This is a genomic window from Nostoc sp. FACHB-152 (genome assembly GCF_014697475.1).
Taxonomy (GTDB): Bacteria; Cyanobacteriota; Cyanobacteriia; order Cyanobacteriales; family Nostocaceae; genus Nostoc_B.
On the sequence record NZ_JACJRV010000005.1, the window covers coordinates 1 to 16,786 of the forward strand.

The window sequence follows — 16,786 nt, forward strand, 5'->3', positions numbered from 1 at the left end:
GATTCTGTTCAATGTGGTTCAGTATGTCGCACATTTTTCTGTGTAAAAAAAGCTTTCTGATGTTCTTTTATCACAGAATGATACTATTTTGGAGATGTCTATTTAGGAAGACCCCATCTATTTAGTGCCGCCGAAAGTGAACCGAATATCGCCGCTTCTGACTTGTTCTGTCCAATTCCAGATTCTAGTATTGGCTTAAAAACCTCTGCGGTGAGAGAGGGTAATGTATATATTCTGAATGGCACAAAATCTTCGTTAGTGACAAATGCCGGAATTGCAGATGCCTACTTTATCATTGCTCGGACGGATCTGGATAAACCATTACATGAAAGTTTGTCTATTTTTTACGTCGAGGCTAATACTCCAGGAATCAAATTTGGCAAAAAGACTCAAATGATAGGTTGGAAAGCATCTCATCATGCGGAAATTGTATTAGATAACGTCCCTGTCCCAGTAGAGAATTTGATTGGGCAAGAAGGAGAAGCAGCAAAATTACTCATGTTACTTCCAGAAGTAGCTATTGGGCTGGCAGCTTCTTATGTTGGTTTGGCTCGTGCTGCTTATGAGTATGCGTTGAATTATGCCAAGCAAAGAATTAGTTGGGGTCGTCCAATTATCGAACATCAAGCAGTTGCGTTAAAATTAGCCCAGATGATGATTGATACTCAGGCTGCACGGTTGATGGTGTGGGATGCAGCACTGACATCAGAAATTTCTCCTCAACTGGCCGCTACAGTAAAAGCACCAGCCGCGAAAACTTTTGCAGTCGATGTGGCAATCAAAAATGCACAAACAGCCGTTGAAATTCTCGGCGGGTATGGAGTAACAAAAGAATCCCTAGCTGGTAAGTTTCTTGCTGATGCAACTATAGGTTATTCTTGTGACTTTACGCGAGAAATATTGCGTTTGGGAATGGTTAACTTTTTGTCTTGAATACATACTCCAATATGAAGAAGATTGTGTTTGTCATACAATCTTTTTCATGTTGGAGTGTGTCGCTACAACGGGAGAATTATGAGCATACAATAAACAGCGATCGCAGGTATTTTAGGCATAATTAGTTAGTTATGTACCCTGCTTTTATCTCCTAGATATCTTATGTGCATAGCTAAATACTAAGATAAAATTTTCATTTTTAAATATTATTAACTTGTCTGTTTACGTTTTAACTTCCAAGCACCATAAAAAGCGATGCTCATCAGCGTACTGAATGTTAAAGTTGGTTCAGGAACAGACTTGGATGTTAGCCGAATTGATGAAGCGTTAATAATGAGGCTGCCTCCAAGTCCAGTAGGAGTTATATCATTAGTGTTAAGAGTAATTTTGCTTCCAGGTCTAGTAAGAATTAAAGTATTAGTGTTAAGAGTAATGTTACCAGCATTGCCCAGAGTATTTACATTCCTATGTTCACTAGAGATTCTGGCGTTATCAGTAAGAACTAAAGGACGGGTAATAATAGTTAGACTACCAGCCTGAGCATTGTTATTGGGTACGTATAATTGAGAGGAGTTAGGTAACAAGTTATTTTTTACTTGTAAGCTGCCTGCGGTAATTTTTAATTTGTCAGTTGTTTCGCCTGAATTTATGTGAGCCAGTGCATAATTTCCTGGCAAGAGATTTATCCCCATGATGGCGATACTGAATAAACTTCCCCAACAACTAAAACGCCAAATAGACATAGCACCTTTCTCCAAAAATCTTATGTGAGTTATTATACTAAGATAACGATAAGTTATCTATTTATCAGGATTTTGAGTGTGGAGTGTCGGGTGTAGTAACTTTTGTTTCAGCGTTGCGTAGCCAAGAAGTTTATTAATGTTCACATTTATTTCTAATTTATTGTTGATTTTTTCTCTACCCTACCATCAACACTAGACCTAACAAAGGTTTTATTTTTTCTTAATCTTTTCAGTTAAAACCCATCAAAATTAATAGAGGCTTTTTAGGCAGGTAATACATACATAAATTGGTTGCAATCAGAGTATAGTCTTTACGATTTGTGATGTAAATTTTATATAAAAAATTAGAATTTATATCAAAAAAAGCTTACAAATTTCTGAATCCGTCACAGCATAATTAATATCGCTTTTAACGAGAAATAACAAAAAGATTTAGGGATGGAAAGCTTGCGCGGTTTATTTCTCGCTTAGTTTCAATTTAAAACAGTGTTTAACACTATCTGAAGGAGGGTCTGATGGTTACAGCTACTCGACCAGAACAACAGGTAAAAATCAGTTCAACAAAGCTCCTGATCAATAATGAGTGGGTAGAAAGTGTTAGCGGTAAAAGATTTGAAACGATTAACCCGGCTACAGGCGAAGTTATTTGTGATGTTGCAGAAGCCGATGCCCCAGATGTCGATTTAGCAACACAAGCGGCTCGTAAAGCTTTTACTAGTGGAGAATGGCGCAAGTTGTCTGCTACGCGTCGGGGGGAGTTGCTCTATAAGTTAGCAGACTTGATTGAGCAGAATATTGACTCTTTAGCACGCCTGGAAACCCTAGATAACGGCAAACCACTGCACGATTCCTACGGTGACTTAAAGTTAGTTATCGCTTGCTACCGCTACTATGCAGGCTGGGCTGATAAGGTGCAAGGCAAAACTATTCCGATCAACGGCCCATACTTCTGTTATACGCGCCATGAGCCAGTGGGGGTGGTTGGTCAAATTATTCCTTGGAACTTCCCGTTACTCATGCAAGCCTGGAAGTTAGGGCCAGCATTAGCAACTGGCAATACTGTAGTGATGAAAACAGCCGAACAAACCCCATTGTCGGCGTTGCGAGTGGGTGAGTTGATCATCGAGGCGGGATTTCCCCCTGGTGTGGTGAACATTCTTTCAGGATATGGTCCTACTGCTGGGGCAGCGATCGCACGTCATATGGATATTGATAAGCTAGCATTTACTGGTTCAACCGAAGTTGGACATCTGGTAATGGAAGCGGCGGCTAAAAGCAACCTCAAGCGCGTTACTCTCGAACTCGGTGGTAAGAGTCCTAACATTGTCTTTGCTGACGCTGATATGGATATGGCCATAGAAGGCGCGCACTTCAGTTTGTTCTTCAACCAAGGACAGTGCTGCAATGCTGGTTCACGGTTGTTCGTTGAAGAAAAATGCTATGACGAATTTGTTGCTAAAAGTGTAGAAAAAGCCAGACAACGTGTAGTTGGTGATCCTTTTGATCCCAACACGAAACAAGGGCCACAAGTGGATAAAGACCAGTTTGATAAAGTGATGAGCTACATCGAATCGGGGATGCGCGAAGGTGCTAATCTTTTATGTGGTGGTCATCAAGTAGGCGATCGCGGTTTCTTTATCGAACCCACAGTCTTTGCTGATGTCAACAACGATATGAAGATTGCCCAAGAGGAAATCTTTGGCCCAGTGATGAGCATCATCAAGTTTAAGGACATCGATGAGGTGATTCATCTTGCCAATACCACAATGTATGGTCTGGCTGCTGGTGTATGGACAAAGGATATTACTAAAGCATATGCAATTGCTAACAATGTTCGTGCTGGTACAGTTTGGGTAAATTGTTACCATGTCTTCGACGCAGCAGCACCCTTCGGTGGGTTCAAGCAATCAGGCATGGGGCGTGAACTAGGTGAGTATTGTTTAGAGCATTACACCGAAGTTAAGACTGTGACGATTAAGTTGTAAATACTTAGTGATGACTTCTTCTTTCCTAGCTCATCAATGCAGAAGCTAAGAGGATGTGACTTGTTTGTTGCGAGTTGCTTCCTCAGCTTCTGTTATAGCAATCGAAGTAAGCTATTGGACATCCACTGATAATAAAACTTAGACACCAAAAGGCTTTTAACTCTGTCCCCTGTAACCTGTGACCTGTCCCCTGCTATACTTGCTGTATCCATTGCAAATGTTGGGGTAATAGCTGTGATAAATCATAGCGGTCTAGTATTGTTTGCCTTGCCTTAGCACGCAGTGCAGCCATTTGTTCTGGATGCTTGAGTGCTTCTTCAATGCGATCGCAGATTTCTTGGGGCGAAAAAAAGTCTACCAACAGACCGTTAACGTTATCTTGAATTACCTCTGTGACAGGGGCAGTTTTGGAAGCTACCAGCAAGCAACCTGTAGATAAAGCCTCTAGCATCGACCAGGATAACACAAACGGACGAGTTAGATAAACGTGTGCAGAAGACGCTTGGATAACTTGCAGATATTCATTGTAAGGCAGTAAACCGGTAAAATGAACTCTGCTGAGGTCGAGAGGATATTTTTCTAACATTACCTCTTTGTATGTTTTACCATCAGGTAACTGTTTGCCATAAGCGACTCGGTTTTCTCCCACAATCACAACATGACACTGGGGTCGTCGTTCCTGAAGTAGAGAAACTGCTTCGATAAACTGTGGAAAACCTCGATAAGGTTCCATACCTCGTGCCACATAAGTCACAATTTCTTCAGCGTGAGACAGGTCTAGATTTATCCGGGCAAGAACTAACTTTGCTCCTGGCTTGGGGCAGAAGTAATTAGTATCAATGCCATCATGAAGTACACTAATCTTATTTTGATACTCTAGGGGAAATTGTTGACGCTGCCAATAGGTGGGAGAAAGACCGCGATCGCAACTATACAAATCTGTTAAAATCGGGGTATTTTTAATGCGAATCCGGGCTTCATCGTCGGCAGTCAGAGGGTCAGTCGGATCAAAGTCTGCGTCGGAGCCATGAGCATGATAAAACCATTCAAAATAGCATAGTAATTCAGCATTGGGAAAAGCATCTTTCATAAATAGAGTTGGACCCCAACCGGAATGACCATAAACCACATCTGGGATAAAACCTTGTGCTTTGAGTTGTTGCGCCATGCGATAAACAGCCTGACCTTGAAGAACAGCATTTTCCAATGGTCTGACGTAGTAGTGAGTTTCTAGCCGAGCTTCCCGTGAAGGGCTATAAATGACCTTGTTGACACCTGGCAAGTCGCCTTCGCGGCGATTAGTACCAAAGACAACTTGATTACGCTGATCTTTCGCTAAAGCGATCGCTAAATGACGAAATTGAGCAGGAAAATTAGGGTGTAAGAATAAAATTCGCATACCTGTTTGAGTCTGCATCTATTGTGATTGTAAAACAGGAAGTTATCCTGACTTTTCACGGGATGTGGAAAGTCAGGTTTGGAGATGACGCTCCTTCTTTGGGTGTGACAATTTTTATGCACTACTGAATCAAAATCTCAATTCACGATGACAGTATATGACAGCCAAATCGTTCGTTAACTTTTATCTGTGTGCATGGATGTAGTCTACAAAGTAAAACCTCGGACTCAGCCACAATTTCAGCCAAGCGTAAGCCCCTAAACTTAGTAGTGCTGTCGCAGTTAGCGGTAAACCTAGCTTAACTTTCAATGCATCGGGAAGGAGTGCAACAGTACAAACAGTAATCGCAAAGTATATCAAAAGCAGTGCTTGCAAGCGTTGCACAATTTTCAATGCCTGCCGACAGCTGCTACAATGCTGCGTATGCTGTTTGTAGCGATCTAAAACTTGTTCACGATTTTCATTTATATTCCTGGTTGCTGACCCACTTATTCCGACTTCACTCCACGGTAGCTTTCCGTGACAAAACTTATCCAACCAATTTCTATACTCAATCACTAGCCTATCTGCGCCTGTAGGTAGTTTATAAGCAGTTTTCCAACTTTGGGATAATTGTGCTTGTTGGAGAAAATACTCTTGCTGCTGTAATAGCACCATATCTCCATCGATAACTTGATTGCGTTCAATAAGATGATTCCACCAACGAGGTATAAGTCGATGGAGGGTTTTGGCAAAGTTACGGGGAAACTGCGCGATAATCCTTGATTTACCAGGCGATACGGGCAGACAATAGGTGACAAGTCCAACCTGCTTCTCCGCATTACCGAACTTGATTGCATACTCTAAGCGACAAGGTGGTTCAAACGTGATTGTTGTTTGGAAGCGTCCCACTGTTTCTGCTTCAATCAAATTTGGCGTTGATTGCACAATTTTAATAGGTATAGGTCGTGCTTTTTCGCGATCGCCTTGCACACCGTGATGAGCAAAAGGTACATGACTGGGATCTGCTACATTTTCTACCAGGGTTTGCCAGTCATATTCTAAATCTCGGACAAAAGAAGACCAAACAAAGCCTTTACTAGCATCTACTTGGGGTGACAAAGGTAAAGGTGTATCAGCCGCTTGTTGGCTCGATTTTACATCTGGCCAAACCCAAAGTAAATCTTGCTGCTGACGAACTGGTAGTGCCACAGTACACAAATTGTCTCGATTTTTACTTACAAGTTCTGGATTTTCCGCTTGAGGAATCTGAGTACAAATTCCTTGTTCATCAAATTGCCAACCGTGATAGCTACACATTAAGTTTCCCGTTTTGTCATCAATGCGTCCCTCACTTAGGGGCGCAAGGCGGTGAGGGCATTGATCTAAAAACACCCGAAAAGTTGGGGATGATGTTGGTTTCCAAATAACGAAGCGCAGTCCCAGAAGTGTGACAGATGTCGGTTGGTTGGGATCTAAGTCTTCGATTGGTGAAAGAGGATACCACTGCTGAAAAAAGTTGAATTCAGATTCCATTTGATTAACGGAGTTTTCAATTAATGTGTATCAATTGAGCGCAAACTATTTATATTATGAATACTACTAAGTATCTCTGTATGATTAAATTAAGTATGTTTTGTTTCAACGGTTGGTGCTGCGATCGCTCTCCATCACACTAGCAGAACCCCATTTTGCGGTAATTTGTAGACTATGTTTACCTGAATTTGTATGACTGCAACTATTCCCCCAAAAAACCGAAAATTACCCTACCAAGCGATAGGTGCTAAAATTTTTCACACTATTAATATTATTAGCTTATTCCTCATGCTCACCAGTGGGTTACAAATCTACAACGCAAATCCCGTTTTTGGTGGACGTGCAGGTTTACACATCCCGCCTATATTTACTTTGGGAGGTTGGTTAGCTGGAGGTAGACACTGGCATTTTGCCGCCATGTGGTTATTTTCTTTAAATCTTTTGTGGTATGGATTTTATATTTTAATTACCCAACGTTGGCGACATCGATTTGTTGGTACTAATGACATTAAAGCATTACAAAAAAGCCAAAATCCTAAGCGTTTAGTTTATGCTTGGCATCGAATTGTTTATACATCTATCATTCCTGTCTTACTACTGGCATTACTTACAGGTATAGGTATGTATAAACCGGCTCAATTTCCTTGGATTGTCGATATGTTTGGCAGCTGGCAAGCACTGAGAATTGTGCATTTTGCTTCAGTGCCGATGGTAATTATCTTTACGATAGTTCACTCAGCATTAGGGCGAAAAGCCGGAGGTGAGCAATTAACAGAGTCAATGTTTTGGTAGAGTATATAGCAATCCTGCTTAATAGTCGTGGAGGCAGGCAATAGGCAATAGGCAATAGGCAACAGATTTGTTTGGATCTCCTACACGGGTTGGTATAACTATTTAGCAGATGGGTTTAATTCATATACGTCATTCTCAATTATCACGCCGTCGGTTTTTGCAGCTATCTGGAATTTCCAGTATGAGTTTACTACTGGGCGGCTGCGGTACACCCGTTTTTGAAGATTTAGTAGGTGCAGTTTCTCAGCCACTTAATCAAACAGTAGAGAAATTAATTTTTAATCCACAAAAACTGGTACCAGAATTTTCAGTTAGGGAAATTCAACCAGAAGCATTAATAGTTAATAGCTTTCGTTCTACACCAATTATCGATATAGAAAAATATCGTTTAATTATTGATGGAGAAGTAAATAATCCTTTGAATATTAGCATGGCAGATATTCAAAACTTATCCTTAACTTCGATGATTATCCGCCATGTTTGTGTAGAAGGTTGGGCTGCGATCGTGCAGTGGGGGGGAGTACAGCTAAGAGAAATTATTGCCCTTTCTCAACCAAAACCTCATGTCAAATACGCTTATTTTAAATCGGCTGATGGTTACTACGAAAGCTGGGATATAGCCTCAGCTTTACATCCACAAACACTCTTGGCTTATGAAAAAAATGGTGAACCTTTACCAGTTGAAAATGGTGCGCCTTTGCGTTTAGCTTCGCCAATTAAGTTAGGTTATAAGCAGAGTAAGTGGGTAACTCAAATTACCCTCACTAGCAGTTTATCTGTATTTAAAGGCTACTGGGAGGATCAAGGTTATGAATGGTTTGCCGGAATTTAGATTATCAAAGCTTTGTAACTAAACAGTTAACTTTAACGGTTTTATTCCTTGACGCAACTGTATCTGTCGCTTTAGCCAAGACTGGCGAATAATTTGACTTAGTATAGGCGGTAGCTTAGTTACTGTCCAGCGCAGTAATGCGCTTTTGCGCAGGAGTTCAGCCTGTGTCGCCTCTTGAGCTTGAAGTTGCTGTACACGCACAATCTCTGGCTCTCGTTGGGCTTGAATTAGGGGTAATACTGCATCAATATTTGTCTGCTCTAGCTTCGTTGAACGCAATACTGGAACTAAATGGTTGGCAGCAACAATCACATCTCGCAAAGCCATATTGATTCCTTGGGCGCGAATTGGTGACATCGGATGAGCCGCATCTCCCAAAAGTAATAATCCTGGAATACACCAGCGTGGACAGCGCCCAACCACCACAGACAACAATACAGGTCGCTCAATTGTTTGCTTATTTTGCTTGAAATGCTCTACTAAAAAGGGAGACGATACTGACACTAACATAGAAGGCCAATCAACTTGCCTCCAATCAGTGGCATCGCCCTGATGAAGCGACCAGCCTAATTGTAAATTGCCTTCTGCTCCCTGAAACAAACCAAACACATTACTACCATTAACAACTGAATAAAATATATTCTCCAACCCCAAAGCTGGACTATTGGCTAATTTGAACCAGAGAACATCAAAGGTTTTAGAGTAATGCTTTAAAGTTAAATTTGCTCGTTGCCGAACTAGAGAATTACGACCATCTGCACCGATAACCAAATCAGCATCAATAGTGCGCTCATCATTTAGTTTTACACCTCTGACCCGTTGCTCAATCCATAGCAAATCCTGTACAGGCACACCTTGGATGAACTCAAAATTAGAATAGGTGCTAGCTTCTTCGATTAGAGCTTGCAGCAGAGATGGCTGTGAGACAAGTGTTGTCGGTTTACCTCCAGTTTCAAATGGTTCTTCTACACGGAACAAAAACTGATTGTCTACGAAAAACTCCCAAGCATCTAAAGCACGATGAGGAATGCGTTCTAAGATAGGCAACATTCCCATTTCTGCGATCGCATCTAATCCACTTGGCATCAAACCTTCACCACGAAAAACTCGGTGGAAGTTACGAGATGCTTCAATTAATTTAACTTCAATGCCACGTTTGACAAACAAAAGTGCCAGCGTTGCACCAGTAGGCCCTGCCCCAACAATGACAACCAGAGACATCACTTTTTGCTAAAGCTGAATAACTCTAGATTAGCTTGAATAGCCAAGTGTTAATCAGTGTGGTTGCTCTCATATCTTTTGACCTATATGAAATCGTTAAAAGAATAGTGATTATATTACTACTTAAATGTTGATTTAATTATATTAAGATTTTGATTTTTTTTATCTATCTTCAGAGGTATTTTTGCTAAGTTTTCTGTCTTAATATAGACATTTAGAAATCCCCATGAGAATATTTTTTCGATAAACAGGCAGATGGCAATCTCTTCATTTCTATCAGCGACATACTTTACTCACTTGCAAATAGGAAAAAGCATCATGAAAAAAATTTTGCTTGCATTCATAATCGGCATATCAATCTTTCTCATAGCTCCAAAAGCCCTCCTTGCACAAATTACTGTTAATACTGGTAATACTAGTCAGAAAATATGTAGTGTTTTTGTCCCAGATAATTGGCGAGATACAGTTACAGTCCCTGTTACAGGATGGTATACAACTCAGTGTGACTCCTTCCGAAGAGAGGTGGGCGCAGCACAGTTTCAGCTTGGATGCTTTCAGCAATTTGGATTTTCCTTTGGTAGACCGATGACTGGTGTTCGGGCTTTACCTGAGAACTTTCCACCAAATAATAGTTGCAATTGGCAGAATGATTAACAAGACTTTTTAGATAAGTTAATCTTACAGTGCATAGCTGCTCTTAAACGTCCTTCTCATCTACAAGCAGTAGTGGGAAAAGGTTAAGAGGTAAAGGCTTCGCCTTGGTAAAAGGGAAAAGGGTCATAGTTTTTTCTGTCCCTTTTACTTTTCACTTTTACCCTGGGAAATAGTTTTAGCTGATTGACACAGAACACTTTGTTTTAAGCTATCAAGAATGGCTCTGTAAGAACTGCTGGAGCTGGAGAATAAAGAATGTCTAGAGAAACGCTAGCTTCTACCGTCTGAAGGCCACCAATTATAGGAGTTGTAGCACTTCCGGCGAAAGCCTTATCTGCTGTTAAATTAAACTCCAAAGGAACTGGGCGAGGATTACCAGCAGAGTTGATATCAATGTCAATAATCTCTCCGCCGATTAAGTTTAAGGTATTAAAAACAGCTTTAGCCTGAGCTTGAGCATCTTTCACCGCTTCGCTCAGAACCTGGAGACGTGCCTGCTGCAATGCTTCGTCTGAGGCAGTGAAGCTGATATTCTCTATGACATTCACCCCTGCTGCAATGGCTTTGTCAATTGCTCCCCCAGCTTGATCTGTTGGTAATTCAAATTGGAGTGTATTTATCCCTCTAAAGCCTGTGAGGGTTTGAGTCCCATTGTCATTGTTATAGACGGGATTGAGTTGAATAGATGTAGTTTGGAGTTCTTGCACTCCCAGGTTCTGCAACACCTCAACTACGTCTGTTGAGCGTTGAGCAACTTTTTCTTGAACTTCGGTTGCGGTTTTTCCTTCTATTTGAATCGCCAATTGCACTTCAGCTAAAGTAGTGGGAACGGAGATTTCCCCTTGACCAGTAACTTCCAATATCTGAGGCTTGTTTGGAGTTGTGCTACCAGTCAGGAGATCGATGACCCCTAGAGTCTGCCCACTCCTACCTATAAGATTATCAGTATCTGCTGAATTTGCAGAATAACCGATATCTAAAGAAACACTACCCTCTATCGTTTGAGGGCCACCAACTATAGGGGTTGTAGCACTTCCGGCGAAAGCCGCCTCTGCTGTTACTAGATTAAACTGCAAAGGAACTGGGCGAGGATTACCAGCAGAGTTAATATCAATGTCAATAATCTCTCCAGGGGTTAAATCTAAGGTATCAAAAACAGCCTCAGCCTGAGATTGAGCATCTTTTACAGCTTCGCTGAGAACCTGGAGACGTGCCTGCTGCAATGCTTCGTCTGAGGCAGTGAAGCTGATATTATTTATGACATTCGCCCCTGCTTGAATAGCTTTGTCAATTACTCCCCCAGCTTGGTCTGTTGGTAATTCAAACTGGAGTGTGTTTGTCCCTCTAAAGCCTGTGAGGGTTTGAGTCCCATTGTCAAAGCTATAGACGGGATTGAGTTGAATAGATGTAGTTTGAAGTTCTTGCGCTCCCAAGGTTCGCAACACTTTAACTACAGCTGTTGAACGTTGAGCCACTTCTTCTTGAACTTCGGTTGCGGTTTTTCCTTCTATTTGAACCGCCAATTGCACGTCAGTTAAAGTTGTGGGAACGGAGACCTCTCCTTGACCAGTAACTTCCAATGTCGGAGCATTTTTTGAATCTGTGCTACCAGTCACAGGATCGATGATCACTAGAGCCTGCTCACTTGTAACTGTGAGTTTAGCTGTGTTAGCCATCTTATTCTCCTTGCTGAGAGGATATTTGAAATCTGTGGATGTTTTAATCTTAACGTGAGTTCGATGAACCTCTCCCCAACCCCTCTCCGACGCGGAGAGGGGCTAAAACATTGTGATATTTCAACGAAAGATAAGGGTTTCAAAGCCTCTCCCCCTGTGGGGGAGAGGTTTGGAGAGGGGTTTTTTAGCTCCGTCGAACTCACGTTCAATTAATCAGGACTTACGCAACTGGCACAAATAGCGGGCGGGATGTAGCTCTGGCACGCGACAATTTAACCCTGACTTGTAAAAAACTGGCTCATATTTATTGCATATTGATTGCAATACTGAAAATGGCGGAATGAAAATCAACGACAATTTTTACGTTGACCTTGGTAAAGAACCACCAGGCCTGGCTTGCGCTCATGAAATGCGCTATCCCAGTGGGGATTTTACTTCGGATATCTGGTTATAAAAATCACATATAGCAGGTGACAGGTAACAGGGGACAGGTGACAGAGTTAAAAGCCCTTTGAAGTCAGGTTTGTGTGATTTTTGATGTCTAATCTTATGTGGCTACTGCTATATCAGGAGAAATTATATGAAATGTGGCAGGTAATATACCTGCTTTTTTTTATTTTCTAGTTGGCTGATGGATTAAATCAAATTTTTATATTATGGCTGTCTAATTAAAAATACGGTTTGTCTACCAATTAGATGCACTTTATACAGTAAAGCAAAGTATGATGAGAGATTATGTGAAATCAAGCCTAAATTCTATTGTCAGTATTGAAAATAACTTTATTTTTATTAAGCAGACTTGACAAACTTATTTATCTATTAATCAAAAAATCATTATGAATCCTAATTACTTAACTACTCAAACTCCAACCACGATAGTTATTGTTGGCGGAGGGTTTAGTGGTTCTCTAGTTGCTACGCACCTATTAAAAACTGCCAGCCAACCCCTCACAATCAAGCTGATTGAGCGTAGTCATCAAATAGGTAGAGGAATTGCCTACAGTACAGATACCAACTGCCATTTGCTAAATGTATCGGCAGGCAACATGAGTGCATTTGCTCACGATCCGGGACATCTAATGCGGTGGCTTCAGTACAACAATAACGAGTTAGCTGCATTCTTTCCTGAAGAAGTTAATGCTAGTAGCTTTATACCTCGTAAAGTTTATGGTTTATATATTCAGTCGATTTTGGCCCAAGCCGAAGCTACAGCACCTAGTGATGTGCGGCTAGAACGCTTGAGTGATGAAGTGGTAGGGATAGAGCCTGAAGGACAAAGTGCAACGATCTCTTTACGTAGTGGTCGCTGTTTTAGTGCAGACAGAGTAGTCTTGGCATTAGGAAACTCGCCCTTTGCACCTCCCGCAATTGATCGTGCAGATACTAACAATGAAAGTTATCGGCGGAATGCTTGGTCAGCCGATGCCCTAGCAGAGATTGATCCTCATGCATCGGTATTGCTGATTGGTACAGGACTGACGATGGTGGATATGGTTTTATCTCTTCATGATCGCCAACATCAAGGCAAAATTTATGCAGTGTCTCGAAGAGGGTTGTTTCCACTAAAACATCAAGCATCTCAACCTTATCCTACTTTCGTTTCTCTGGAAACTTCACCCAACACAGCGCACGGTTGGTTACGTCGGCTGCGAGACGAAGTGAAAGTTGCCACTGCTCAAGGTTACGATTGGCGAGCCGTGATTGATTCATTACGCCCAATTACTCAAAAAATTTGGCAAAAATTACCAACTGTAGAACAGCAGCGTTTTTTGCGTCATCTAACACCCTATTGGGACGTGCATCGTCATCGCATTGCTCAAAAAGTGGCAGATGTAGTGCAAGAAATGCTGGAATCTGGTCAACTTAATATTTCCGCCGGGCGAATTCAAGTATATCAACCATTGTCTGATGGGGTAGCAGTAACTATATCTGGACGCAAAACTCAGACGGATACTGTCTTGCACGTCCAACGGGTAGTGAATTGTACAGGGGTAGCAGCAGATTATCGCCGCTCGCCTCATCCCCTAATTGCTAATTTGCGATCGCAAGGATTAATCCGTCCCAATGTCATAGGTTTAGGATTAGATACAGATCAGCACGGTGCTTTATATACAGCAGACGATCAAGTTTCGGCGTGGCTTTATACTTTAGGAACTCTTCGCAAAGGTGACTTGTGGGAAACTATTGCTGTTCCAGAATTACGGCTACAGGCACAGCAATTATCTCAGACTTTGTTGCAGTCATTGCCAGTGCGTGTACGTCCTATCCCTGCTATGCCTTTATTAGATAAAGAAACAAGCAATCGCAATTTTGAATCTCAATCAACGTTCCTATTCCGTCAATTCTTTGATCCAGAAAGCAGTAGCTACACTTATCTAATTGCAGATCGGCAAACAGGAGATGCAGTTTTAGTTGATCCTGTCTTAGAGCAAGTTGACCGTGATTTGCAATCACTAGATGAACTGGGATTAAAGCTACGCTATTGTCTGGAAACTCACCTTCATGCAGACCATATTACAGGGGCAGGCAAACTCAGATATAAAACCGGTTGTCAAGTGATTGTTCCCCAGAATCCTGCTGTGACAAAAGCCGATCGCTCCCTCGTTGGTGGCGAAATCCTCGAAGTCGGCTCAGTCAATATTGAAACAATTTCTACTCCTGGTCACACTGCTAGTCACATAGCATATTTAGTCAACAAAACCCACCTATTAACTGGTGATGCCTTATTTATTCGTGGTTGTGGACGCACAGATTTTCAAGGCGGCGATGCAGGAACTTTATATGATGTGGTCACGCAACGTTTATTTACCTTGCCAGATGATACTTTAGTATATCCGGCTCATGACTACAAAGGACGTACAGTTTCCACCATTGGCGAAGAAAAACACCTCAATCCCAGATTTAGCGTTCGCGGAGCGACTCGGAACGAGTATCGCACCCGCAGTCAGTTCATTACGATCATGAATAATCTCAAATTGAGTTATCCCCAAAAGATGAATGCAGCAGTCCCGGCAAATGAATACTGTGGTGATTTTATTCCTCAAGAAAGTTTAAATACAGTTGCGAGTTCTGCTACCGATGAAGAACTCAAACAAATAGAACTTACAGTTATGACTAATACAGAAATTTACAATGATTACTTTGCTATGTACATCTAGAGCCGCTTAACCCTCTTTTGTCACTCTAGGCAGAGGTAAATAGAAATAACGGATCTTTAACGGGTTGTTGCACAAATTGCGTATAAAGTTTGCTTAGTTGTTTAGCTACACCATCCCAACTAAACTTACTTTCAACGCGCTTTCTAGCAGCTTCACCTAATTTATTTTGCCATTCTGGATTCAATAGAATTCGGTCTATAGCATTTGCAAAAGCAGGTACATCTTGCGCTGGTGCTAATAAACCTGTTTCTTCGTGAACTACAGTAAACTGAAGTCCACCCACATCGCTAGCTACTACAGGCGTACTACTGGCCATTGCTTCAATTGCTACTAGTCCAAAGGGTTCATAGTGGCTAGGAACAACGCACACATCGGCAGCTGCATAGTAAGTGGGTAAACTTTCTTGATTCAGAAGACCAGGGAAGACAGTAAACTCGCTCATCCCTAATTCTTTGATAATACCTTCGATGCGATCGCGTTCTATACCGTCGCTATTACCAGGTGTGCTACCACCACCAATAATTAACTTTAGTTTGTTAGAGTTACGTAACTGAGACTCGTTAACTGCACGTACTAAAGTTTCTATACCTTTGCGCGGATCAAAACGTCCAACATATAGTACAACTTTAGTTTCTTGATCAATTCCTAATTGGGTTCTAGCCGCTTCTCGTTCCACAGAACCAAATCGCTCGATATCTGTACCACAGGGAATAATATCAATATTACCTTTGGCAGAAACAAGCGATCGCATATGTTGTTTTTCTTGCGGACTTGTAGCCACAATTCGCTCGGCTGACTCTAATACTTCTCTTTCTACTGCTAATCTCTGGCTAGCAATTAGGGGAATATTTTTTATTGTGTTGTACTTAACTGCTCCTAAAGAGTGATATGTGTGAATCTGTTGAGTTCCTTGCAACTTTTTCAATCGCATTCCCACCCAACTAGAAAGCCAATAGTTGGTATGAGCTAATTTATAAGTGATATTATTTTCATCTTGAAATTTTCGGAAATTCTCAATAAATTCTGGCAGATAACCAAACAGATTATCTCGTGGTATGAACTCTAAAGGCCCAGCTTCCAAGCGAATAGTTCGGCAATTTTCACTGTGTTGAACAATAGAGTCTTGCTCTGCACTCACCTTACGGGTAAACATATCAACCTGCCACCCCAGTTTCGCTAGTGCTTCACCCACATTTCGTACATAAAGATTTTGTCCTCCAGCTTCTTCTTTACCAATTTCAATAGCTGGGTCTCCGTGAACTGAAATTAAAGCAATGCGTTTTTCTGTAATAATCATAGGATATCTTTTGATGATATTAAAAGGTATTTAGAAGTTTCAAGTCTGGTTCTCGTACCAACTTGAATTGTTTAACAAGTGTGAAAATTATTTGTTTATTTCAGTTTAATCATTAAAGTGGGTTTGATATATCTATTTCCAGAAATAAACTTTTTTATCTATATCTATACTTAACCTACTTTTATATCAATTGTTATATCAAGTTATAATACTTGTGATAGATGAATTTCTATTCAAGTTAGTATATTTTCAAAATACAAAATTTAATGCCACAACAACTACTCCTAACTAATTGTTAGGTTTATCTAAACATTTTTGCTCTTATTACTCTTAGCAAAAATCCCAATTGAAAAAATTATTATTTATTTGACAATATAAGCTTTTAAAATAACTAATATTATTGAATTTTAGTTATTTATTATTTAGTAATCACCTAAACTGGTATTGTTTTGAATTGTAATTATTTATATTAATTGTAAATTTTTAATTAATTTGTAATTTCCGATACTCTTTTTCTCAAAAATGATGTTTTTTATCTATAGCTATGATTGATACAAACAAATAAAGATATATAGAAT

General features: G+C 40.8%; 12 protein-coding genes and 1 pseudogene. 7 read left to right on the top strand and 6 right to left on the bottom strand.

What is annotated here, in order from left to right; translation table 11 throughout:
• The first annotated feature begins 162 nt into the window (after positions 1-162).
• Positions 163-933, top strand: a complete 771-nt coding sequence (locus H6G76_RS06565) for an acyl-CoA dehydrogenase family protein (RefSeq protein ID WP_242056326.1) — start codon at positions 163-165, stop codon at positions 931-933.
• 212 nt (positions 934-1,145) lie between these two features.
• On the opposite strand, the gene H6G76_RS06570 is transcribed toward H6G76_RS06565, so the two are convergent.
• Positions 1,146-1,679, bottom strand: coding sequence for a hypothetical protein (locus H6G76_RS06570; RefSeq protein WP_190697287.1), 534 nt, complete (start codon positions 1,677-1,679; stop codon positions 1,146-1,148).
• Positions 1,680-2,194: 515 nt separating this feature from the next.
• Here H6G76_RS06570 and H6G76_RS06575 point away from each other — a divergent pair.
• Positions 2,195-3,664 carry an aldehyde dehydrogenase family protein gene (locus H6G76_RS06575; RefSeq protein WP_190697289.1) on the top strand — a complete coding sequence of 490 codons (1,470 nt, stop codon included), beginning with the start codon at positions 2,195-2,197 and terminating at the stop codon, positions 3,662-3,664.
• A 193-nt stretch (positions 3,665-3,857) separates the two neighbouring features.
• On the opposite strand, the gene H6G76_RS06580 is transcribed toward H6G76_RS06575, so the two are convergent.
• Positions 3,858-5,081: a glycosyltransferase family 4 protein gene (locus H6G76_RS06580; protein ID WP_242056327.1), complete on the bottom strand. Its 1,224-nt coding sequence runs from the start codon at positions 5,079-5,081 to the stop codon at positions 3,858-3,860.
• Between the two features lie 165 nt (positions 5,082-5,246).
• Positions 5,247-6,578 (bottom strand): Rieske 2Fe-2S domain-containing protein, encoded by a 1,332-nt coding sequence (locus H6G76_RS06585; protein ID WP_190697301.1) that lies wholly within the window; start codon positions 6,576-6,578, stop codon positions 5,247-5,249.
• Positions 6,579-6,770: 192 nt separating this feature from the next.
• Here H6G76_RS06585 and H6G76_RS06590 point away from each other — a divergent pair, with 192 nt between their 5' ends.
• Positions 6,771-7,370 (top strand): cytochrome b/b6 domain-containing protein, encoded by a 600-nt coding sequence (locus tag H6G76_RS06590; RefSeq protein ID WP_190697304.1) that lies wholly within the window; start codon positions 6,771-6,773, stop codon positions 7,368-7,370.
• 109 nt (positions 7,371-7,479) lie between these two features.
• Positions 7,480-8,202, top strand: coding sequence for a molybdopterin-dependent oxidoreductase (locus H6G76_RS06595; protein WP_190697307.1), 723 nt, complete (start codon positions 7,480-7,482; stop codon positions 8,200-8,202).
• A gap of 18 nt (positions 8,203-8,220) precedes the next feature.
• On the opposite strand, the gene H6G76_RS06600 is transcribed toward H6G76_RS06595, so the two are convergent.
• Positions 8,221-9,423 (bottom strand): FAD-dependent monooxygenase, encoded by a 1,203-nt coding sequence (locus tag H6G76_RS06600; protein WP_190697308.1) that lies wholly within the window; start codon positions 9,421-9,423, stop codon positions 8,221-8,223.
• Positions 9,424-9,741: 318 nt separating this feature from the next.
• On the opposite strand from H6G76_RS06600, the gene H6G76_RS06605 reads away from it, so the two are divergent.
• Positions 9,742-10,077 carry a hypothetical protein gene (locus H6G76_RS06605; RefSeq protein WP_190697310.1) on the top strand — a complete coding sequence of 112 codons (336 nt, stop codon included), beginning with the start codon at positions 9,742-9,744 and terminating at the stop codon, positions 10,075-10,077.
• Positions 10,078-10,280: 203 nt separating this feature from the next.
• Here the strand turns inward: H6G76_RS06605 and H6G76_RS06610 are convergent, their stop codons facing one another.
• A complete protein-coding gene (locus tag H6G76_RS06610; RefSeq protein ID WP_190697312.1) occupies positions 10,281-11,753 on the bottom strand; it encodes an SIMPL domain-containing protein in 1,473 nt (490 codons plus the stop codon).
• Between the two features lie 304 nt (positions 11,754-12,057).
• Between H6G76_RS06610 and H6G76_RS06615 the strand changes: the two are divergent.
• Positions 12,058-12,207, top strand: a pseudogene (locus H6G76_RS06615) (selenium-binding protein SBP56-related protein); the annotation flags it as partial.
• 382 nt (positions 12,208-12,589) lie between these two features.
• Positions 12,590-14,911, top strand: a complete 2,322-nt coding sequence (locus H6G76_RS06620) for an FAD/NAD(P)-binding protein (RefSeq protein ID WP_190697315.1) — start codon at positions 12,590-12,592, stop codon at positions 14,909-14,911.
• A gap of 25 nt (positions 14,912-14,936) precedes the next feature.
• Here the strand turns inward: H6G76_RS06620 and H6G76_RS06625 are convergent, their stop codons facing one another.
• Positions 14,937-16,208, bottom strand: coding sequence for a glycosyltransferase family 1 protein (locus tag H6G76_RS06625; RefSeq protein WP_190697318.1), 1,272 nt, complete (start codon positions 16,206-16,208; stop codon positions 14,937-14,939).
• Positions 16,209-16,786: the final 578 nt, after the last annotated feature.